The following is a 16787-nucleotide window of genomic DNA, read 5'->3' as shown; positions in this document are numbered from 1 at the left end:
TTACAGCTCGACCATCTGCATGTTCGCTTTGAGAAACCCCATCAATTCGGCTGCCGCCGGCGACAGGCTGTGCCCCTTGCGGCACAGGATGCCGATCTGGCGCTCCACCCGTGGTTCGGAAAGTGGCAGGAACACCAGATTCTCGTTGCCCTGCGGGAACGCCAGGGACGGCAGTGTCGTGATGCCGATGCCCTCTTCCAGCATCGCGATCAGCGAAATCATGTTGGAGACAAACAGCAGACTGCGGTCCAGCAACCCCGCCGCGTCCGTACCTGCAAGCAAGCGCGAGGTGCCATTGCGCACCAGCGGATAGGCTTGCAGGCTCGACCAATGCAAGGCCTCGCCGTTCGCCACCAATGGATGATCGTGGCGGCAGACCACGCCCACCCGATCACTCAGGATCGGCACGAACTCAATGTTTTCGTCCGCCGTCCACACGCTGCTGATCGCAAAATCCACCTGCCCCTGGACCAACAACTGCTGCACGCTGTCGGCATTGCCATCCTGCATGCTGATCTGCATTTTCGGGTGCTCGCCGACAAACCGTGCGAGCAGATGCGGCAGCAATCGACTGGCCACCGACGGCACCGTCGCGATGCTCACCTGACCAATTTCATGCCGCGCGAGCAAGCTGACTTCGCGGGCGATGCGGTCGTGATGCGCCAGCAAATCCTGGAACAGCGGCAAGCAGTGCTCGCCGAATGGCGTCAGTTCGGTTTTACCGCCCTTTTCGAATAATGGCTGGCCGAGCTTCTGCTCCAGTTCACGTACGGCCAGGGACAGCGCCGGTTGCGTGCGATAGGCCTGCCTTGCCGCGCCGTGAAAGCTTTTCAGCTGGGCAACCAGGACGAAATAGCGCAGTTGGGTGATCTTCAGCTCGGGCAACACGGTTAGTTTTCCTTATCGTTTCATATTTATTATTAATTTTTATTTGCAGAGTAATACTCTCAAGATGGGGCCAACGCAATCGGAGGTTCCCATGGCACTGCAACCCTGCAAAAACTACATCGGCGGTAACTGGTGCGAAGGCCAAGGCGTCATCGCCAACCACAGCCCTTCGGATGTTCAAGACCTCATTGGCCATTACCATCAGGCCAGCACCGAACAGACGCTGGATGCCATCGCCGCCGCGCGCGACGCCCAGCCGCAATGGGCTGCCAGCGGCCTGGAACAGCGCCAGCAGGTGTTGATGGCCATCGGCAACGAGTTGATGGCGCGCAAGGAAGAACTCGGCGAACTGCTCTCCCGGGAAGAAGGCAAGCCGCTGGCCGAGGGCATCGGCGAGGTCAATCGCTCCGCGCAGTTCTTCCATTACTACGCCGCTGAAGTGCTGCGCCAGATGGGTGAGACAGCCGCGTCGGTACGCCCCGGCATCGAGATCGAAGTCCAGCGTGAACCGGTGGGCGTGGTCGGCATCATCACGCCGTGGAATTTCCCCATGGCCACCGCCGCGTGGAAGATTGCCCCGGCCCTGGCCTTCGGCAACGCCGTGGTGTTCAAACCGGCCAACCTGGTGCCGGCCAGTGCCTGGGCCCTGACTGAAATCATCAGCCGCCAGGCCTTGCCTGCCGGCACCTTCAACCTGGTCATGGGCAGTGGCGCCGTGGTCGGCGAAAGCCTGACCCAGTCCGCCGACATCGACGCATTGACCTTCACCGGCTCCCTGCAGACCGGTCGCCGCGTCGCGGTTGCCACCGCTGGCAATCTGGTGCGTTGCCAACTGGAAATGGGCAGCAAGAACGCCTTGGTGGTGCTCGATGACGCCGACCTTGAAATCGCCGTGGAATGCGCGTTGAACGGTGCCTTCTTCGGCACCGGGCAAAAGTGCACGGCCTCTTCGCGATTGATCGTCTGCGACGGCATCCATGATCGTTTCGTCGAAGCGCTGGTGGCGCGCATGCGTCAACTGAAGGTCGGCCACGCCCTGCAACAAGGCACGCAGATCGGCCCGGTGGCTGAAGCCCGACAACTGGAACAGAACCTCCATTACCTGCAACTGGCCGAAGACGAAGGCGCGACCCTGGTCGAGGGTGGCCAATTGCTGAACCTGCAACCGGCCGGGCACTACATGCGCCCCGCCCTGTTCATCAACAGTCACAACAACATGCGCATCAACCGCGAGGAAGTCTTCGGGCCGATTGCCTGTGTGATCCGGGTCAGCGATTACGAAGAAGCCCTCGCCGTGTTGAACGACACCGAATACGGCCTCACCGCCGGGATCATCACCCAGTCGCTTCGTTATGCCAGCGACTTCAAGCGTCGGGCCCGCACCGGTTGCGTCATGGTCAACCTGCCCACCGCCGGCACCGACTACCACGTGCCGTTCGGCGGCCGCAAAGCCTCCAGCTTCGGGCCACGCGAGCAAGGGCAATACGCCCGCGAGTTCTACACCGTGGTCAAGACCACCTACGTGCGACCTTGAACGGGAGATCGGCATGCACGACTTATTGATGATCGACGGCCTGCAATATTCCCACTGGAACGAAGCGATCTTTCGCCAGATGCAGGAAGGTGGCCTGAGCGCGGTGCACGCCACCATCGCCTACCACGAGAACGCCCGGGAAACCCTGTCGCGAATCGGCGAGTGGAACCGTCGCTTCGAAACCTGGCCCGAGCTGATTCGTCCGGTACGCGAGGCTTCGGACATTCGCCTGGCGCATCAGGAAGGCCGCGTCGGGATTTTCTTCGGTTTCCAGAACTGCTCGCCGATTGAAGACGACATCAGCCTGGTGGAGGTTTTCCGCCAGCTTGGCGTGCTGATCATGCAGCTCACCTACAACAACCAGAGCCTGCTGGCCAGCGGTTGCTACGAGGCCGAAGACAATGGCATCAGCCGCTTCGGCCGCCAGGTGATCCGCGAGATGAACCGCGTCGGCATGCTGATCGACATGTCCCACAGCGCCGAGCGCAGCACCCTGGAAGCCATCGAGCTGTCGAGCCGGCCGGTGATCGTCTCCCACGCCAACCCGTCGAGTTTCCACGCGGCCAAGCGCAACAAGTCCAACGCGGTATTGCGCGGTATCGCCGAGTCCGGCGGCCTGCTGGGTTTCAGCACGTACCCCTTCCACCTCAAGGGTGCGTCGGGCTGCACCCTGGAGTCGTTCTGCGACATGGTCGCCAGCACGGCAGAGCTGATGGGCGTCGAACACATCGGCATCGGCACCGACCTGTGCCAGCAACAACCCCTGCAAGTGCTCGAATGGATGCGCAACGGGCGCTGGAGCAAAGACAAGGATTACGGCGAAGGATCAAAGGACAACGCCAACTGGCCGGCACCGTTGCAATGGTTCCGCGACAGCCGGGATTTCCCGGTCATCGCCCAGGGCCTGCGCGACCGGGGATTCACCGAGGACGAGGTACGCAACATCATGGGACTCAACTGGTTGCGCCTGCTGGAAAACGCTACGACGGCGCAAAACTGACTCTTGATCGACACCGTGAGGACAGCATGAAAAATAACAACAATAGCCTCCCGTTCATCTCCCCGACCGGCGATGCACAGCCCCAGGCGCGTATTTTGGAGGCATCATGAAAACATCCGACTCCCTGCAAGCCGACGTCCAGCCACTGGACCTTGCACCGCCGAAAAAAGACATCGACTGGCCGCTGTTCTTAATCAGCGGCGGCTTCCTCGGCGCCTTCCTGATCGCGGCACTGATCGACATCGATGGCGTATCGCTGTTGGTGAACACGCTGTTCGCCTGGTCGACGAAGTTCTTCGGCTTGTACTGGCAGATCCTGATGCTGGCGACCTTTGGCATGAGCCTGATCATCTGCTTCAGCAAGTGCGGGCGCGTCAGGCTGGGCGGCGTCGATCAGCGACCCGACTCCAGCACCTTCAACTGGATCGCCGTGATCATGTGCGCCCTGCTCGCCGGGGGCGGCGCATTCTGGGCGGCAGCGGAACCGATGATGCACTTCGCCAGCCCACCGCCGTTGTTCGCCGGGGTGCAACCTCACAGCGATGCCGCCGCACACGCTGCGCTGGCGCAATCGTTCGTGCACTGGGGCTTCCTGGCCTGGGCCGTGCTGGGCAGTCTGCTGGCCATCGTGCTGATGCATTTGCACTACGACAAAGGCTTGCCACTGGCACCGCGCACCCTGCTCTATCCGTTGTTCGGTGAGCGTGCAATCAAGGGACCGATCGGCACCCTGGCGGATGCCACCTCGATCATCGCCGTCGTCGCTGGCACCATCGGCCCGATCGGTTTCCTCGGCCTGCAAATCAGCAGTGCATTGCACTCGGTCTGGGGCATTCCCAATGACCTGGTGGTGCAGTCCATCACCATCGTGCTGGTCACGGTGATGTACACCACGTCTTGCCTGGTCGGGCTCAAGGGCATTCGTTTCGTCAGTGAAATCAACGTCTGGCTGATGATCGGCCTGGCGGTGTTCATGGTGCTGCTGGGGCCCACCACTTTCATTCTCGGCGGTTTTCCCACGGCGTTCGCCTTGCATCTGGAGCAGTTCATGCCGATGGCCCTGTTCCGCGCCGATCCGAAATGGCTCGACTGGTGGACGGTGTTCTACTGGGGCTGGTTCATTGGCTACGCGCCGATGGTCGCCCTGTATGTGGCGAAGATTTCCCGTGGCCGGACCATCCGCGAAGTGATCATGACCCTGTCGATCATCGCCCCGCTGGTGACCATGTTCTGGTTCACCGTGGTCGGCGGCGCTGGCATCGGCATGGAGTTGCAGACACCGGGTATCGTCACCGCCCACGGCGCGCAGCCCGAAGACTTGCTGCTGGGCGTCACCCAGAACTTGCCCCTGGGTGGACTGATCTCGGCGCTGTTCCTGTTCCTGAGCTTCATTTCCGTGGCCACCAACGGCGATGCGATGGCGTTCACCGTGGCAATGGCGATGTCCAGCAATGACAAGCCGAAACCATGGCTGCGTGCCTTCTGGGCCATCGGCATGGGCCTGGCCGCGGTGGTGTTGATCACCATTGGTTCGGGCGGGGTCACGGCGCTGCAATCCTTTATCGTGATTACTGCCGTACCGGTTTCACTGCTGATCCTGCCGTCGCTCTGGGATGCACTGCGCATCGCCCGGCAGATGGCTCGCGAACAGGCAGTCTGATGATGAACAGTTCAGGAATCGCAATGATGTCGCACACCGACACAGACACCGCTTCGGCCTTGCGGCCCGCCGCCCGGGTCATGGACCTGGATCGGCTGGGCAGCCACTTTCAAAGCCGCTTGAGTTTCGTGCGCAGCAGCATGCGGCGGATGATGAACGAGCAGTGGCGCATCCAGCGCACCTGCTTCGACCTGGATGCCGAGGGCTTCGGTACGGCGATCTACCGCATCGACACCGCCAGTGCCCACTATCACTGCGTGATTTTCTCCATGTACCTGCCGCCGGAAAAACGCAGCGACCGAGTGATAGCCGATCAATGGGACGTCAGTTTTGTCCTGCTTGCCGGTGATGTCGACGAACAGCAGTTGGCCGACTTGCGACGCAATGTACCGCTACAGGAAGCCGGGCGTTTTGATTCGCGAGTGCTGGTGCTGTCGCGGGCCAACCGTAGCCTGCGCAACTTTGAGCGTTTTCTCGAGGCGCTGGCCGAAGGCTGTCAACCAGACCCACGGCAACTGGCCGAGGTCGGCTACCTGTATCGCACCACCGCGGTGTACGGCAACGGCAAGTTCGGCATCGCCGACTTCAGCTGCCTGCAAGGCACTGTGGACTTCACGCAACCCTTCAGTGCCCAGATGTTTACCGTGTACCTGTTGCGGCATTTCAGCATCGAGCAGATCGAACACATGGCCCGGGCGCGCAACCCGCAGCGGGCGGTGGGTCTGGACCCTGCCCTGCAGCGTTACCTTGGGGTCGGCAATTCCACGGGGTTGGGCATGGCCCCGTTCCTGATCAATCACCCGCAACTGGTCAACCAATGGGTGTGGGCCAGGGAAACCGCACTGGCAAAGGTGGTGACGCAAGCGGCTGACCTGCCTCATGCCCAGCGCTTCCAGGCGTTGCTGCTACGGGCTCGCCGGCACTTGCAGCAAACCAGCACCGAGGACCAACGGCAAAGCGCCATTGACCAGCAGACGCTGGCCGATCTCGGACAACTGGCCGAGTGGTTCGCAGGGCAGTCGGTCAACGCGGGTTTGTGGTCGCGCCTGCAGGCCTGGGCCGAAGTGAGCGTCGGCGCCGGTTGCCAGGAACTGCTGGTCAGCCTGCTGCTGGAGTTGTACCCCGAACAGGTTGATCCGCTGGCCGAGCAGATGTCGGTCAACGAGGGGTTTCGCCTGAACGCCGAAATGCCATTGGATGAGCTGTGCGATCTCATCGAGACCCAGTACCGCTGGGCGCTCGATTACGACTTGAGCGGCGCCGAGGCCAACCACTTTTTCTGGTATCGCTCGGCGGAAAAGGAAGAACCACGCTTGGGTGAACGGGCCATGGAGCCAGGCGCCGAGAAAGAAATGCAGTTGGGGATCGCACACAACATTCAACGTTGTCATCGGGCCCTGCTTGCCTACCGCGAGCAACACCCACGGCAATTGACCGCGCACTTTCTGCTGGCGCTGCCGCAGTTCAAAGGCACCGTCTGCCGCCTGCAAGGCATGGCCCGCTGCGCCTTCGGGGAGATCCGCGCCAACCTGATGGACCGCAGCATGCTGCCGATCCACTTGCTGCGCTGCAAGCTGGCGTTCTTCGGCGCCGGCAAGTTCGACCCCAAGTCCAGCCGCTGGGTGCGCATCACCTTGTTTCAGGGGGCACCGCTGGTCAGCGAGATTGGCCAGCCGTTCCCCGACGACTGGAATTTTGCCGTCATGCCTGAACTGACCAACGCTGCCGGAGCACTCTGAAATGCGTGTATCGCTCAATGAAATCCAGGTGATCTGCCGCAAGGCCTTCGAAGGCATCGGTTTTGCACCCGGTGATTGCGACGACGCCGCCGAGATGATTGCCAGGCTGCAACAGCAAGGCCTCGACGGTATCGGTGCGCTGAAAAAGGCGTTGGACTTTCTTCACGATGAAGTCGATCGCCCCATCGAAACCTGCTACGAAGACGCCACGCAACTGACCCTCGATGCCCATGGCCAGAGCGTATTGCGCTGCGCCGCCCAGGCCATCGAACTGGGGGTGGCCAAGGCCTTGCGCGGCGGCAGTGCGCTGATCCGCGTCCGCCATTGCCACAACCGCGTTCTGCTGCTGGGCTACCTGGCGCGCTGTGCCGGAGAAGGCCTGAATTTTTGTGTGTACTGGCGCGATGCCCGGCAGGAACTGGTGGCCACTTTCAGCGCCGGGAGCACCGGCCCGTCCTTGCGCGTGTATGACCTGCCGCAACCGGCGCAGGGCGACGAGCAAAGCATCAACGTGCTGATTTCCCGGCACTTCGCGCTGCTGCCACGCCTGAGTGCCGAAGACGCGGCCCCGACGTTTGAACACCGCCAGCCAACACCCGCGGGCGGGCTGCAGGTCGATGATGAAGTCTGGGCCCAGTTGAAGAAACTGGGTGAACGGGTGCTGGTGGAAAGCACCGAAGAATCCCGTCGCCGTGGAGCCGGCGAAGGCAGCGACGCCCGGTAACCCCCCTCAAATCCGCATCAGGAAGCATCAATGAAACAGGCGATCAAGACCGACCTCTTTGCCTCGCGCGCGCCACTGGAATGGGCGGTTGTCGGCAACGGCACGCTGTACACCGCGCAAATCCCCATCGACCGCCAGGGCCAGGTGGTGAGCGGCGGCATCGAAGCGCAGACCCGGCAGACCCTGGACAATCTGCGCCACACCCTGCAAGCCGCCGAAAGTTCGCTGGACGCGGTCACCCAGGTACTGATCTACGTGACCGACCGCAGCTACCTGGCAACCGTGAATGCGGTCTACGCCGAGTACTTCCAGGCGCCCTACCCAAACCGCGCGGCCATGGTCGTGGCGGGCCTGGCACGGGAAGAAATGCTGGTGGAGCTGGTGGTGTACGCCTGCGTGGATTGATCGATTCAGGACCGCAGCGGTCACTGGTGTACACAAAACCCGTGGGAGCGGGCTTGCTCGCGAAGGCGGTGTGTCAGACGACATGGATGCTACCTGACACACCGCTTTCGTCGGAACGCCGCCCGGAGCAAGCCCGCTCCCACAGAAGTCCTACCCTTCGTCGGACATTCGGTTCCGGCCACAAACAGGTTCGCTCGCGCCGTGAACCTTGTGTCGAGTCACCAGTCATACCCTGCGTTTTTCCCCACTCCTTTCGTCGTCATCTCATCCGAGTTGTCCGTTCATGCGCCAAACCGTCGTTGCCTTGCGCTTTACTTCGCTGTGCCTGTGTTCCCTGATCCCCGTTTTTGCCAGCCCCGCCCACGCCGATGGGCAACGGCAACTGGTCGATGCCATCAACGACTACCGCGCCCATCCGCAACGTTGCGACCGGCGCCCCGCGCAACGCTTGTCACCCCTGACGCTCAAATCGAACCTGGCCTTGCCCGTTGGCTATGGCGGTGGGTTGCGGGACCGGTTAAAGGCTTCCGGCTATCAGGCGACCATGGTGCGTTCTATCCGCGTGGTGGGTGCACGGGATGCCGAAGAAGCCTTCGATATGTTCCAGGACGAGCACTGCGCCGCACTGCTCGACAACCAATACGCCGATATCGGCGTCAGCCGCGCCGGGAGCGAGTGGCAAGTGGTGCTGGCGCGGCCGGTACTCGACCGGCAAACCGCCGATCCACGCAGCGCCGCCCAGGCGTTGCTGGCGCAGGTCAACGCTGCCCGGGCCAAGCCGCGCCTGTGCGGTCGCCAACGTTTCGCCGCCGCGCGGCCGCTGTCCTGGAGTGCGGCCTTGGGTTCCGCAGCGCAAAATCACAGCAAGAACATGGCCTACGGCAACTACTTCGCCCACCAGGACCCCGACGGTGACATGCCCCTCGACCGCGCCAGGGCTGCCGGCTACCGTGGCCGGCAGATCGGTGAAAACATCGCCGCCGGGCAAGGTTCGCCGAGCAAGGCCATGGCCGGTTGGCTCGCCAGTCCCGGGCACTGCGCCAACCTGATGAACCCGATGTTCACCCAGGTCGGTGCCGCGTACGCCGCCAACGCCCGCAGCGACAACGGTGTTTACTGGACGATGCTGTTCGGCGCGCCTTGAGCGGCCGGCCAGACCCATCTTGCGGGCATTAAAAAGGTTCTCGACGGTTACTGTAGGAGCCAGCCTGCTGGCGATGGACTCAAGTGCGCCGCGTTCATCCTGTTCACCCGCGTTATCGTTAACGACCATCGCTGGCAAGCCAGCTCCCACAGGGGACCGCGTCCGCGTCGTTTTTCACGCAATACCTGTAGGAGCCAGCCTGCTGGCGATGCACTCAAGCACGCCGCGTTCATCCAGCTCACCCGCGTTATCGTTAACGACCATCGCTGGCAAGCCAGCTCCCACAAGGGGCCATGCCCACGCTGAAACTGTAGGAGCCAGCCTGCTGGCGATGGACTCCAGTACGCCGCGTTCATCCAGCTCACACGCGTTATCGTTAACGACCATCGCTGGCAGGCCAGCTCCCACAAGGGGTCATGCCCACGCTGGCTCCTACATCGTGAAAAAACCAAGGCATTAAAAAGCCCGCACTGGGCGGGCTTCGCGGGTGAGTATAAGTAGGTGGCCGGTGCTGGTCTCCGGCTTACAAGGTTTATCAGGCCTCCCACAAAAGAGTCGTGAAACCGTAATGGAACTCTTCTGCTTCACACGGCATAAGGGCTGGATCCCAGCGCGGGGATCTTTCTAACCGTGTACCCTTCGGAACGCGCCCCACGTCTCCTTGCTATCCTTTTGCGCATCAGTCTGCGTCTTCACCTACAAGGTTGAGGATAGCAAAACAGGGACGATTGCCAACCGGGCTTTTAGACCGATTTCGACCAGCAGAAAACATGGCAGGACGGAAAAATACTATTGATCCAGGGATGACTTTACATGGATGAGTTTCACCAGGGCAGTTGCCTTTGCGGCGCGGTCAAATATGGCGTGTCGAGCGAGCTGAAAGCTCTCACCCATTGCCATTGCAGCCAATGCCGAAAGAGCCATGGGGCGGCGTTTGCGACCTACGCGAGCGCGCCCGCCTCGTCGCTGTCGATCATGAGCGGTGCAGATTCGCTTCAAGCCTATGAATCGTCCAAAGGTGTCACGCGGCAGTTCTGTTGCCGCTGCGGATCTTCGCTGTTCTGGACTGACTCGACAGGCGCGTTTTCCGAGTGGGTTTCGATTGCCGTGGGCTCGCTGGATACGCCGCTACGGACACGCAAGCAAAAACATGTTTGCGTCAGCTCGAAAGCGGATTGGTACGAGATCAGCGATCAGCATCCACAAGCGGACTGAGTGGCTGGAGCGTGGTCACAGAATATCCATTGTGGGAGCGACGGTGCGGCGATCCAACCTGCTCGCGATAGCGTCAAATCAGTCAACATTAATGTTGCCTGACATCCTGCATTCGCGAGCAGGCTCGCTCCCACAGGGTGAGCGGTGTTGTACACACCTTTCCTGGTCACTGAAGATCCACTGTGGGAGCGAGCCTGCTCGCGATTGCGTCAAATCAGTCAACATTGATGTTGCCTGACACTCTGCATTCGCGAGCAGGCTCGCTCCCACACAGGTTGAACTTGGCAACCCGGCCACTCTCACGAAGGCCGACGCACCACCCTCACCTTGCCGCTTTCGCCGCCACCGCAGAACAACCGCTCGCCGCCATCGGACTCCAGTCCCGACACACCGACGCCTTCGGGCATCCTGAGGCTCTCCAGTACCTCACCGGTTTGCGAGTCGATGCGCCGCAACTCACTCTCGTCGCCCTCCCAGGTGCCATGCCACAGCGAACCTTGCACCCAGGTCACGCCAGTGACGAAACGGTTGGATTCGAGGGTGCGCAGGATCTTGCCGGTCTCGGGGTCGATCTGGTGGATCTTGCGTTCGCGGTACTGGCCCACCCACAACGTCCCTTCGGCCCAGGTCAGCCCCGAATCGGTGCCGGCGCCGGGGGCCGGAATCGTCGAGAGGATGCGGCCGGTGCGGGGGTCGATCTTGTGGATGCGGTCGTCGGCGATCTGGAACAGGTGCTCGCCATCGAACGCGGTGCCGGCATGGGCAGCGACATCGATCGAGTCCAGCAGCTTGCCGCTTTCCGGGTCCAGGGCGTTGATTTTGCTGTTGCTGGCGAACCAGACCTTTTTGCCGTCCCAGGTGACGCCGCACACATGATCGACCTCGGCAAACGGGCCATATTCACGAATGACTTCAGCAGTTGCGTGTTTCATCTGGAAATCCTCAATGGGGGGTTGGTGGCGTTCATCCTAGCCACCGGGCAGCGGCGCCGGGAGTAACAAGGTCGTCGCGAATCCCGGCACGGGCGGCGTCATCCAGCGCCGCGCGCGGCCTCGGCCAAACCACTGCACCTTGCCCTGCTCCGCCAGTGTATCGAGCGCACGCTGCACCGTGCGCTGGCTGGTACCCAGCGCCAGGGCCAGGGCGGAACTCGACCACGACTCGCCATCGACGAGGCAGGCAAATACCGCGGCAAATTTTTCCTCGACCGGTTGCGCCAGTGTCACCACCTCCGTGCACACGGACGTTTGCAGGGCAAAACCACGGGGCGTCGCGATGACGCCGGCCAACGGCTTGAGCGCTTTACGCAGCCGACCGATTTCCACGCGAAGCCGGGCACGATGGGACTCATCCGAGAGCTTCAGACGGAACGCCCGGGCGATCAGCGTTTCCCGCGCAACATCGGCGGGCCAGGCTTCGGCCAGGGTGCGGGCGAGCACGAACAGGATCGGTCGCGTCGCCAGCGACACCGACATGCCGCAGCCCCGCACAACGTACCGGCAGGCGTCCACCACCAACGCCGTTGAACCGAGCAAGGCTTCGACTTCATCGAGCAGCAGCGCACGTTCCTCACCCCGGGCAATCAGGCGTGCCGCGGGTGCGTCGAGCAGGCGCGCCACCTGTTCGACTTCAGCGATCAGCGCGGCAATCCCCGTCTGACCGGCAGCCTGCCCTGCTCGCGTCAACGCCTCCCGCGCCGCGTTCGATTGCAGGCGGCGAATGGCGATCCCCGCCAGCACCAGTTCATGGGTTGCACGCAAGGCCGGCGGCAAGGGGCCGGGGTCGAGGCTGGCCAGCAACTGCTGCGCCTCATCGAGCTGGCCGATCAGCAGCAGACGGCGGATTTGCAGATACCGCGCATGGGCGGCATTGACCCGGTCACCGTGCTGTTCAAGGGTGACCCGTGCCGTTTCGAGCGCCTTGACCGGCCAGCCGAGATCCCGAGACGCCAGGGCGATTTCGGCCTCGGCCACCACGCATCGGGCTCGGGCCAGCACCTCCCTGGGCGAAAAGGCCTTTTGCGCGCGCTTGACCAGCGCCCGGGCGCGCACCAGATCGCCCAGTTGCGCCATGGCGATGCCGCGCAGGGCCAGCGCCGGCGCATCGTCGCGCAAGGCCACGCGGTCCAGTGCGCCCAGTGGATTGCCCGCCGCCAGCGCCTGGGCGGCGGCCGTGATCATCGAGTCCATCGAAATCCCGCCACGCTTGTCACTCCCACTCTTCGATACCCGGGTTTAGTCTAATTCACGACCTTTCACCAGGAGCGTACAGCGATGAACACGCACAAAACGCGGGAGGCCTGGACGGGTTGTGGAGCATGTACCAATGGCTCGACCGCGCGTCCACAGGTGCAAACGGGGCCCCGGAATGATCACGCCGGAGGAATCGTCGCCAGCACACCGATCAGAATGGTCAACAGCAGAAAACCGCCGAGAAAAATCGTCATCTTGGCCATGCGGCCTCCCACACTATGAATTGGCGGTACAGCGAGCGCCGAGTGCGGCCGTACCGGAGATTTATTGTGGGCTGGCGGCTGTATCCGTTACAGAGGCAGATTGCACTGAAAAATACGGATCAGATGCGCTTTGAGGCTGTGCTTTCGGGCGTATTGCACAGAGGAGTTTGCGGCCAACATCCACAAAAGGCGTGACGATCAAACCCTTCATCGTCAGGTAACGCTCGTGATCCTGTTCCCCAGTGCCGAAGGCGATGACCTCGGGTGTGGACCGGGTGACGTACAGCGTGCCGAACATCCAGTCCCACAGCGACAGGTTGATGCCGAAGTTCTTGTTGAAATGACGTGGCGCATCACTGTGATGAATCTGGTGTTGCGCCGGGCTGCTCAGCACCCGTTCGAGCACCGGCCCGAAGGACAACCAGACATGGCTGTGACGCAGGTTGGCCGCCAGGCAATTGAAGATGAACACCATGTAGGTCACGCCAAACAGGGTATAGCGGCTGATCTCCCCGCCACTGGCGTACCAGAAGACACCGGCAAAGGCGCCGATACAGATGATGTCCGTGAGCTTTTCCACCACCTCTTCCAGAAAGTGCACGCGGCTGGCCGTCGCCGGCACCAGTACGGGCGCCGAATGATGGACTTTGTGGAAGGCCCACAGATACCGCGAATGAAAAGCGCGATGGCCCCAGTAATGGCTGAAGTCCTTGACCAGGAACACGCCGAGCCCATAGAGCAGGGTCAGCGCCAGGTGCTCCTCCACTTGCGTGCGCGCGCCCCACAGTCGGGTGAAGAAGGCGATGTAGTCCGCCGAGCGCAACACGTACGGGTCGACCAGAGCGACGATGGGCAGCACCAGGACAACCTTGAGGATGGCCAGTACGAAGTAATAGCGGTAGTCGAGCAGCGCCGAGCGGTGCAGGTAAACCCGGCTGCCACCGATGAACTGAACGAAGGAACGCGCGTCGGTCAAACCCCGGGATTTGCGGTACCGGAACAGGCAATAAGCGACGCCGTAAGACATGCAGAGAAAGGATAGACCGAGTCTGCCGTTGAAGTCGAAAATGCCCAGGAACTGCCGGGTGACCGGCTCGATCACCCACTGGGATAAATAAAGATGGATTGCGGCAAGAACATCCATACCGGGCTGCCCGACGTAAATGGAAGGGCAATTGTAAATGAGAATGAGTCTTTAGTGTGTTGAATTATGTCCAGTTGTCAGCCGCCCAGCGCAATGATCGCAAGGATCAACACCCCCCCCGTAGCGGCCATGATCACCCCTCCCTGCCACTGTGTCGCGCCAGCGTATCTGGCGAGCATCCAGCCTGCGATGAACAGCACCACGAGGCCGATCAGGTTGGACAAGCGGATGGCGAGCGCCGTCTGGTCGAGCAGTATGAACGGCACCACCAGCGGAAAGGTCGAGCACACCACCAGCAGGAATACACCGAACGCGCCCCTGAAGTCGTTCCAGCCGAGGCCGGCCCTCATCGGCAAGGGCGGCTGCTCGAGCAGCCGACGGCGCAACAGCTCCAAGCCCTCGCTGCCGGCCGCCGTGGCGAATTGCAACGGCAACACTTGTGCAATCAGCGCCTGACCGGCCGCGGCATCCGCGCCATTGCGCAGGGCCAGGTACAGCTTGATCCTTCGCGTGCGCTCGACCAGTGCACGCAACAGGTACATGACCGCATCGGCCAGTCCCCAGGCGAGATTGCAGCCGAGCGCAGCGATCATCATCGTGCGTTCGGCGGCCTGGTCTGCCGTGGCCACGCTGATGGTGCCGGTGAACGTCATGGCCATCAGCAGGCCGAAGATCACCTCGGTAATGCGCTCGACAGGGTCAAGTACAGGCGCCCTTTCGAATTGACCATTGCCTGGCATGAGTTCACCTCCCCTTGGACTACCTGCACGAAACCGCTCGACGCTTCGGCCAGGCACCGGGTGCCCGGGCTGGAGATCCGCATCCCCGTCAAGTGTAGATTGAACGGCTACACTCATGCGCACACGTTACCCGCTTCAATAGGAGTGATTCATGCTTGATTACTTCGCGCTGGGCCTGCTGATCTTTGTCGGGCTCGTTTTGTTCTACGGGATCATCCTGCTCCACGACATCCCCTATGAAATTGCCGTCCACCGCAACCACCCTCACCAGGATGCGATCCACGCCACCGGCTGGGTCAGCCTGTTCACCCTGCACGCGCTCTGGCCGTTCCTGTGGATCTGGGCGATGGCCTATCGAGAGGACCGGGGCTGGGGTTTCAGTGACGGACACTCAGCCAAGAGCCATGTGGTTCACCTCGAACAACAGGTTGCCGAACTGCAAGGCCGCATCGAGCGCCTCGAGGCGGCGACGGGCACGACGCAGAGCAGGCGGCCAACGGACAATCTCGGCGAGGGCATTTGAGCCATGGATCTCTTACTCATACTGACGTATGCGGCACTCTGCGTTGCCATCTTCAAGATCTTCCGCATCCCCCTGAACAAATGGACGGTGCCCACGGCGGTGCTGGGCGGGATCGTGATTATCGGCGCGCTGATTTTCACGATGAACTACAACCACCCCTACTCCGAGGTGGCGCGTTCCTATTTCGTATCGGTTCCGGTGATTCCCGTGGTCAGTGGCCAGGTGATCGACGTGCCGGTCAAGACCAACCAGCCCCTGGAAAAAGGCGATGTGCTGTTTCGCATCGACCCCGCGCCTTTCGACTACCGGGTGAAATCCCTCAAGGCACAGCTGATTGCCGCCCAGGCCGATCGTGTGCGGATCACCGAGTTGATCAAGCGTAATTTCAGCACTCAACGGGAACTGGATATGGTGGTCGCCCGCACCGACGACCTGAAGGCACAACTGGACAACGCGCAGTACGAACTCGACAACACCACGGTGCGTGCGCCCAGCAAAGGCTTCGTCACCCATGTTTCGCTGCGTCCGGGCATGATGGCGACCAAGCTGCCGCTGCGCCCGTCGATGGTGTTCATTCCCGCCGAAGGGCATTACTTCTCGGCGTGGATGCGGCAGAACAGCCTGTTGCGCCTGACCGAGGGCGATGAGGCCGAAGTCGCATTTGACGGCATTCCCGGGAAGGTGTTCGAAGGCAAGGTCAAAACCGTGATTTCGGTCATCGCCGAAGGCCAGATCCAACCGTCGGGCACGCTGATCGGTTTCACCGGTTCACCTCCGGCCGGCCGGGTACCGGTGATCATTGAAATCACCGATCCCGACTATGCCCAGTACGCCGACCTGATGCCCGGCGGTTCCTACGGCCAGGCGGCGTTGTACAGCCAGCATTTCCATCACATCGCGATGATGCGCAAGATCCTCCTGCGCATGGCTGCCTGGATGAACTACATCTTTCCGTTCCACTAACCCGTCAGCATCGGCAACTGGCTCAATCCTTGAATTGGGTCAGTTGCCGGTTCAGCGAACCGGCCTGGTCGCGCAGTTGCAACGACTGATCGAGCAGGCTGCGGATCGCGTGATCATTCTGCTCGGAAATGCGACTCACACCCTGGATCGCGACGGACAATTGCTCCCCCGTCGCGGCCTGGCTCTGGGTCTGGCGCGCCACTTCGCTGATGCGCGTCAAAATGTCCCGGGCATGTTGGCGGATCTGGTCCACACCCTGCGCCGACGTGGTCAGTTGCACGACACCCTGACGCACCGCCTCACCGACCTGCTGCACGTTGGCGACGGTGTTGCGCACGTCCGAACCAATGGCCCCGATCATCTCGCCGATTTCCCCGGTCGAACGGCTGGTGCGCTCGGCCAGTTGCCGCACTTCATCGGCCACCACCGCAAACCCGCGCCCCTGTTCCCCTGCCCGCGCCGCTTCAATCGCCGCGTTGAGCGCGAGCAAATTGGTCTGGTCGGCAATGCTGCGGATCACCGCGATGATGCCGGCGATCTGCTGCGAGCGTTTTTCCAGGTCGCCCACGGCGCCCGCCACCACATCCATGGTCTGGTCGATGTGGGTGATGCCGGCGAGGGTCTGGCTCATGTCCCCGGAAATATGCGTGGTC

General features: G+C 61.9%; 15 protein-coding genes and 1 pseudogene. 10 read left to right on the top strand and 6 right to left on the bottom strand.

Annotation, left to right across the window (positions count from 1 at the left end; translation table 11 throughout):
* The gene (locus tag KW838_RS27850) at window positions 1–888 is read right to left on the bottom strand and encodes a LysR family transcriptional regulator (RefSeq protein ID WP_218504204.1); all 888 of its coding nucleotides are present in this window, start codon (window positions 886–888) and stop codon (window positions 1–3) included.
* Window positions 889–979: 91 nt separating this feature from the next.
* Here KW838_RS27850 and KW838_RS27845 point away from each other — a divergent pair, with 91 nt between their 5' ends.
* The 8 genes from KW838_RS27845 to KW838_RS27810 all read left to right on the top strand — a co-directional run bounded on the left by KW838_RS27845 (window position 980) and on the right by KW838_RS27810 (window position 10309).
* The gene (locus tag KW838_RS27845) at window positions 980–2422 is read left to right on the top strand and encodes an aldehyde dehydrogenase family protein (RefSeq protein WP_218504203.1); all 1443 of its coding nucleotides are present in this window, start codon (window positions 980–982) and stop codon (window positions 2420–2422) included.
* Window positions 2423–2435: 13 nt separating this feature from the next.
* Window positions 2436–3422 (top strand): dipeptidase, encoded by a 987-nt coding sequence (locus KW838_RS27840; RefSeq protein WP_218504202.1) that lies wholly within the window; start codon window positions 2436–2438, stop codon window positions 3420–3422.
* A 106-nt stretch (window positions 3423–3528) separates the two neighbouring features.
* Window positions 3529–5082, top strand: a complete 1554-nt coding sequence (locus KW838_RS27835) for a BCCT family transporter (protein ID WP_218504201.1) — start codon at window positions 3529–3531, stop codon at window positions 5080–5082.
* A 23-nt stretch (window positions 5083–5105) separates the two neighbouring features.
* Window positions 5106–6821, top strand: coding sequence for a hypothetical protein (locus tag KW838_RS27830; protein WP_218504200.1), 1716 nt, complete (start codon window positions 5106–5108; stop codon window positions 6819–6821).
* Window position 6822: 1 nt separating this feature from the next.
* Window positions 6823–7545, top strand: coding sequence for a DUF3726 domain-containing protein (locus KW838_RS27825; RefSeq protein WP_218504199.1), 723 nt, complete (start codon window positions 6823–6825; stop codon window positions 7543–7545).
* 30 nt (window positions 7546–7575) lie between these two features.
* The gene (locus KW838_RS27820; RefSeq protein ID WP_102702485.1) at window positions 7576–7950 is read left to right on the top strand and encodes a RidA family protein; all 375 of its coding nucleotides are present in this window, start codon (window positions 7576–7578) and stop codon (window positions 7948–7950) included.
* Window positions 7951–8233: 283 nt separating this feature from the next.
* On the top strand, window positions 8234–9094 hold the full coding sequence (locus tag KW838_RS27815) for a CAP domain-containing protein (protein WP_218504198.1): 861 nt from the start codon (window positions 8234–8236) through the stop codon (window positions 9092–9094).
* A gap of 813 nt (window positions 9095–9907) precedes the next feature.
* On the top strand, window positions 9908–10309 hold the full coding sequence (locus tag KW838_RS27810) for a GFA family protein (RefSeq protein WP_218504197.1): 402 nt from the start codon (window positions 9908–9910) through the stop codon (window positions 10307–10309).
* Window positions 10310–10608: 299 nt separating this feature from the next.
* Here the strand turns inward: KW838_RS27810 and KW838_RS27805 are convergent, their stop codons facing one another.
* The 4 genes from KW838_RS27805 to KW838_RS27790 all read right to left on the bottom strand — a co-directional run bounded on the left by KW838_RS27805 (window position 10609) and on the right by KW838_RS27790 (window position 14648).
* Window positions 10609–11241: a PQQ-binding-like beta-propeller repeat protein gene (locus KW838_RS27805; protein ID WP_218504196.1), complete on the bottom strand. Its 633-nt coding sequence runs from the start codon at window positions 11239–11241 to the stop codon at window positions 10609–10611.
* A gap of 36 nt (window positions 11242–11277) precedes the next feature.
* A complete protein-coding gene (locus tag KW838_RS27800; RefSeq protein ID WP_218504195.1) occupies window positions 11278–12498 on the bottom strand; it encodes a helix-turn-helix domain-containing protein in 1221 nt (406 codons plus the stop codon).
* Between the two features lie 327 nt (window positions 12499–12825).
* Window positions 12826–13908, bottom strand: a complete 1083-nt coding sequence (locus KW838_RS27795) for a sterol desaturase family protein (protein WP_218504194.1) — start codon at window positions 13906–13908, stop codon at window positions 12826–12828.
* 77 nt (window positions 13909–13985) lie between these two features.
* On the bottom strand, window positions 13986–14648 hold the full coding sequence (locus tag KW838_RS27790) for a hypothetical protein (protein WP_218504193.1): 663 nt from the start codon (window positions 14646–14648) through the stop codon (window positions 13986–13988).
* 151 nt (window positions 14649–14799) lie between these two features.
* Between KW838_RS27790 and KW838_RS27785 the strand changes: the two genes are divergently transcribed.
* Together KW838_RS27785 and KW838_RS27780 are read left to right on the top strand one after the other, a co-directional pair.
* Window positions 14800–15171: a DUF3302 domain-containing protein gene (locus KW838_RS27785; protein ID WP_218504192.1), complete on the top strand. Its 372-nt coding sequence runs from the start codon at window positions 14800–14802 to the stop codon at window positions 15169–15171.
* A gap of 3 nt (window positions 15172–15174) precedes the next feature.
* Window positions 15175–16134 (top strand): HlyD family secretion protein, encoded by a 960-nt coding sequence (locus tag KW838_RS27780; RefSeq protein ID WP_102702494.1) that lies wholly within the window; start codon window positions 15175–15177, stop codon window positions 16132–16134.
* Window positions 16135–16156: 22 nt separating this feature from the next.
* On the opposite strand, the pseudogene KW838_RS30030 reads toward KW838_RS27780, so the two are convergent.
* Window positions 16157–16693: pseudogene (locus KW838_RS30030) on the bottom strand (methyl-accepting chemotaxis protein); the annotation flags it as partial.
* Window positions 16694–16787: the final 94 nt, after the last annotated feature.

The organism is Pseudomonas sp. PDM27 (genome assembly GCF_019219205.1).
In the GTDB taxonomy this organism is placed as follows: Bacteria; Pseudomonadota; Gammaproteobacteria; order Pseudomonadales; family Pseudomonadaceae; genus Aquipseudomonas; species Aquipseudomonas laurylsulfatiphila.
The sequence above is the reverse complement of the archived record's forward strand: the minus strand, read 5'-3'. Positions and strand labels throughout refer to the sequence as shown.

Coding starts and splice junctions, on each gene's coding strand:
- KW838_RS27845 (WP_218504203.1), top strand. CDS start 980: ATGGCACTGCAACCCTGCAAAAACTACATCGGCGGTAACTGGTGCGAA.
- KW838_RS27840 (WP_218504202.1), top strand. CDS start 2,436: ATGCACGACTTATTGATGATCGACGGCCTGCAATATTCCCACTGGAAC.
- KW838_RS27835 (WP_218504201.1), top strand. CDS start 3,529: ATGAAAACATCCGACTCCCTGCAAGCCGACGTCCAGCCACTGGACCTT.
- KW838_RS27830 (WP_218504200.1), top strand. CDS start 5,106: ATGATGTCGCACACCGACACAGACACCGCTTCGGCCTTGCGGCCCGCC.
- KW838_RS27825 (WP_218504199.1), top strand. CDS start 6,823: ATGCGTGTATCGCTCAATGAAATCCAGGTGATCTGCCGCAAGGCCTTC.
- KW838_RS27820 (WP_102702485.1), top strand. CDS start 7,576: ATGAAACAGGCGATCAAGACCGACCTCTTTGCCTCGCGCGCGCCACTG.
- KW838_RS27815 (WP_218504198.1), top strand. CDS start 8,234: ATGCGCCAAACCGTCGTTGCCTTGCGCTTTACTTCGCTGTGCCTGTGT.
- KW838_RS27810 (WP_218504197.1), top strand. CDS start 9,908: ATGGATGAGTTTCACCAGGGCAGTTGCCTTTGCGGCGCGGTCAAATAT.
- KW838_RS27805 (WP_218504196.1), bottom strand. CDS start 11,241: ATGAAACACGCAACTGCTGAAGTCATTCGTGAATATGGCCCGTTTGCC.
- KW838_RS27800 (WP_218504195.1), bottom strand. CDS start 12,498: ATGGACTCGATGATCACGGCCGCCGCCCAGGCGCTGGCGGCGGGCAAT.
- KW838_RS27795 (WP_218504194.1), bottom strand. CDS start 13,908: ATGGATGTTCTTGCCGCAATCCATCTTTATTTATCCCAGTGGGTGATC.
- KW838_RS27790 (WP_218504193.1), bottom strand. CDS start 14,648: ATGCCAGGCAATGGTCAATTCGAAAGGGCGCCTGTACTTGACCCTGTC.
- KW838_RS27785 (WP_218504192.1), top strand. CDS start 14,800: ATGCTTGATTACTTCGCGCTGGGCCTGCTGATCTTTGTCGGGCTCGTT.
- KW838_RS27780 (WP_102702494.1), top strand. CDS start 15,175: ATGGATCTCTTACTCATACTGACGTATGCGGCACTCTGCGTTGCCATC.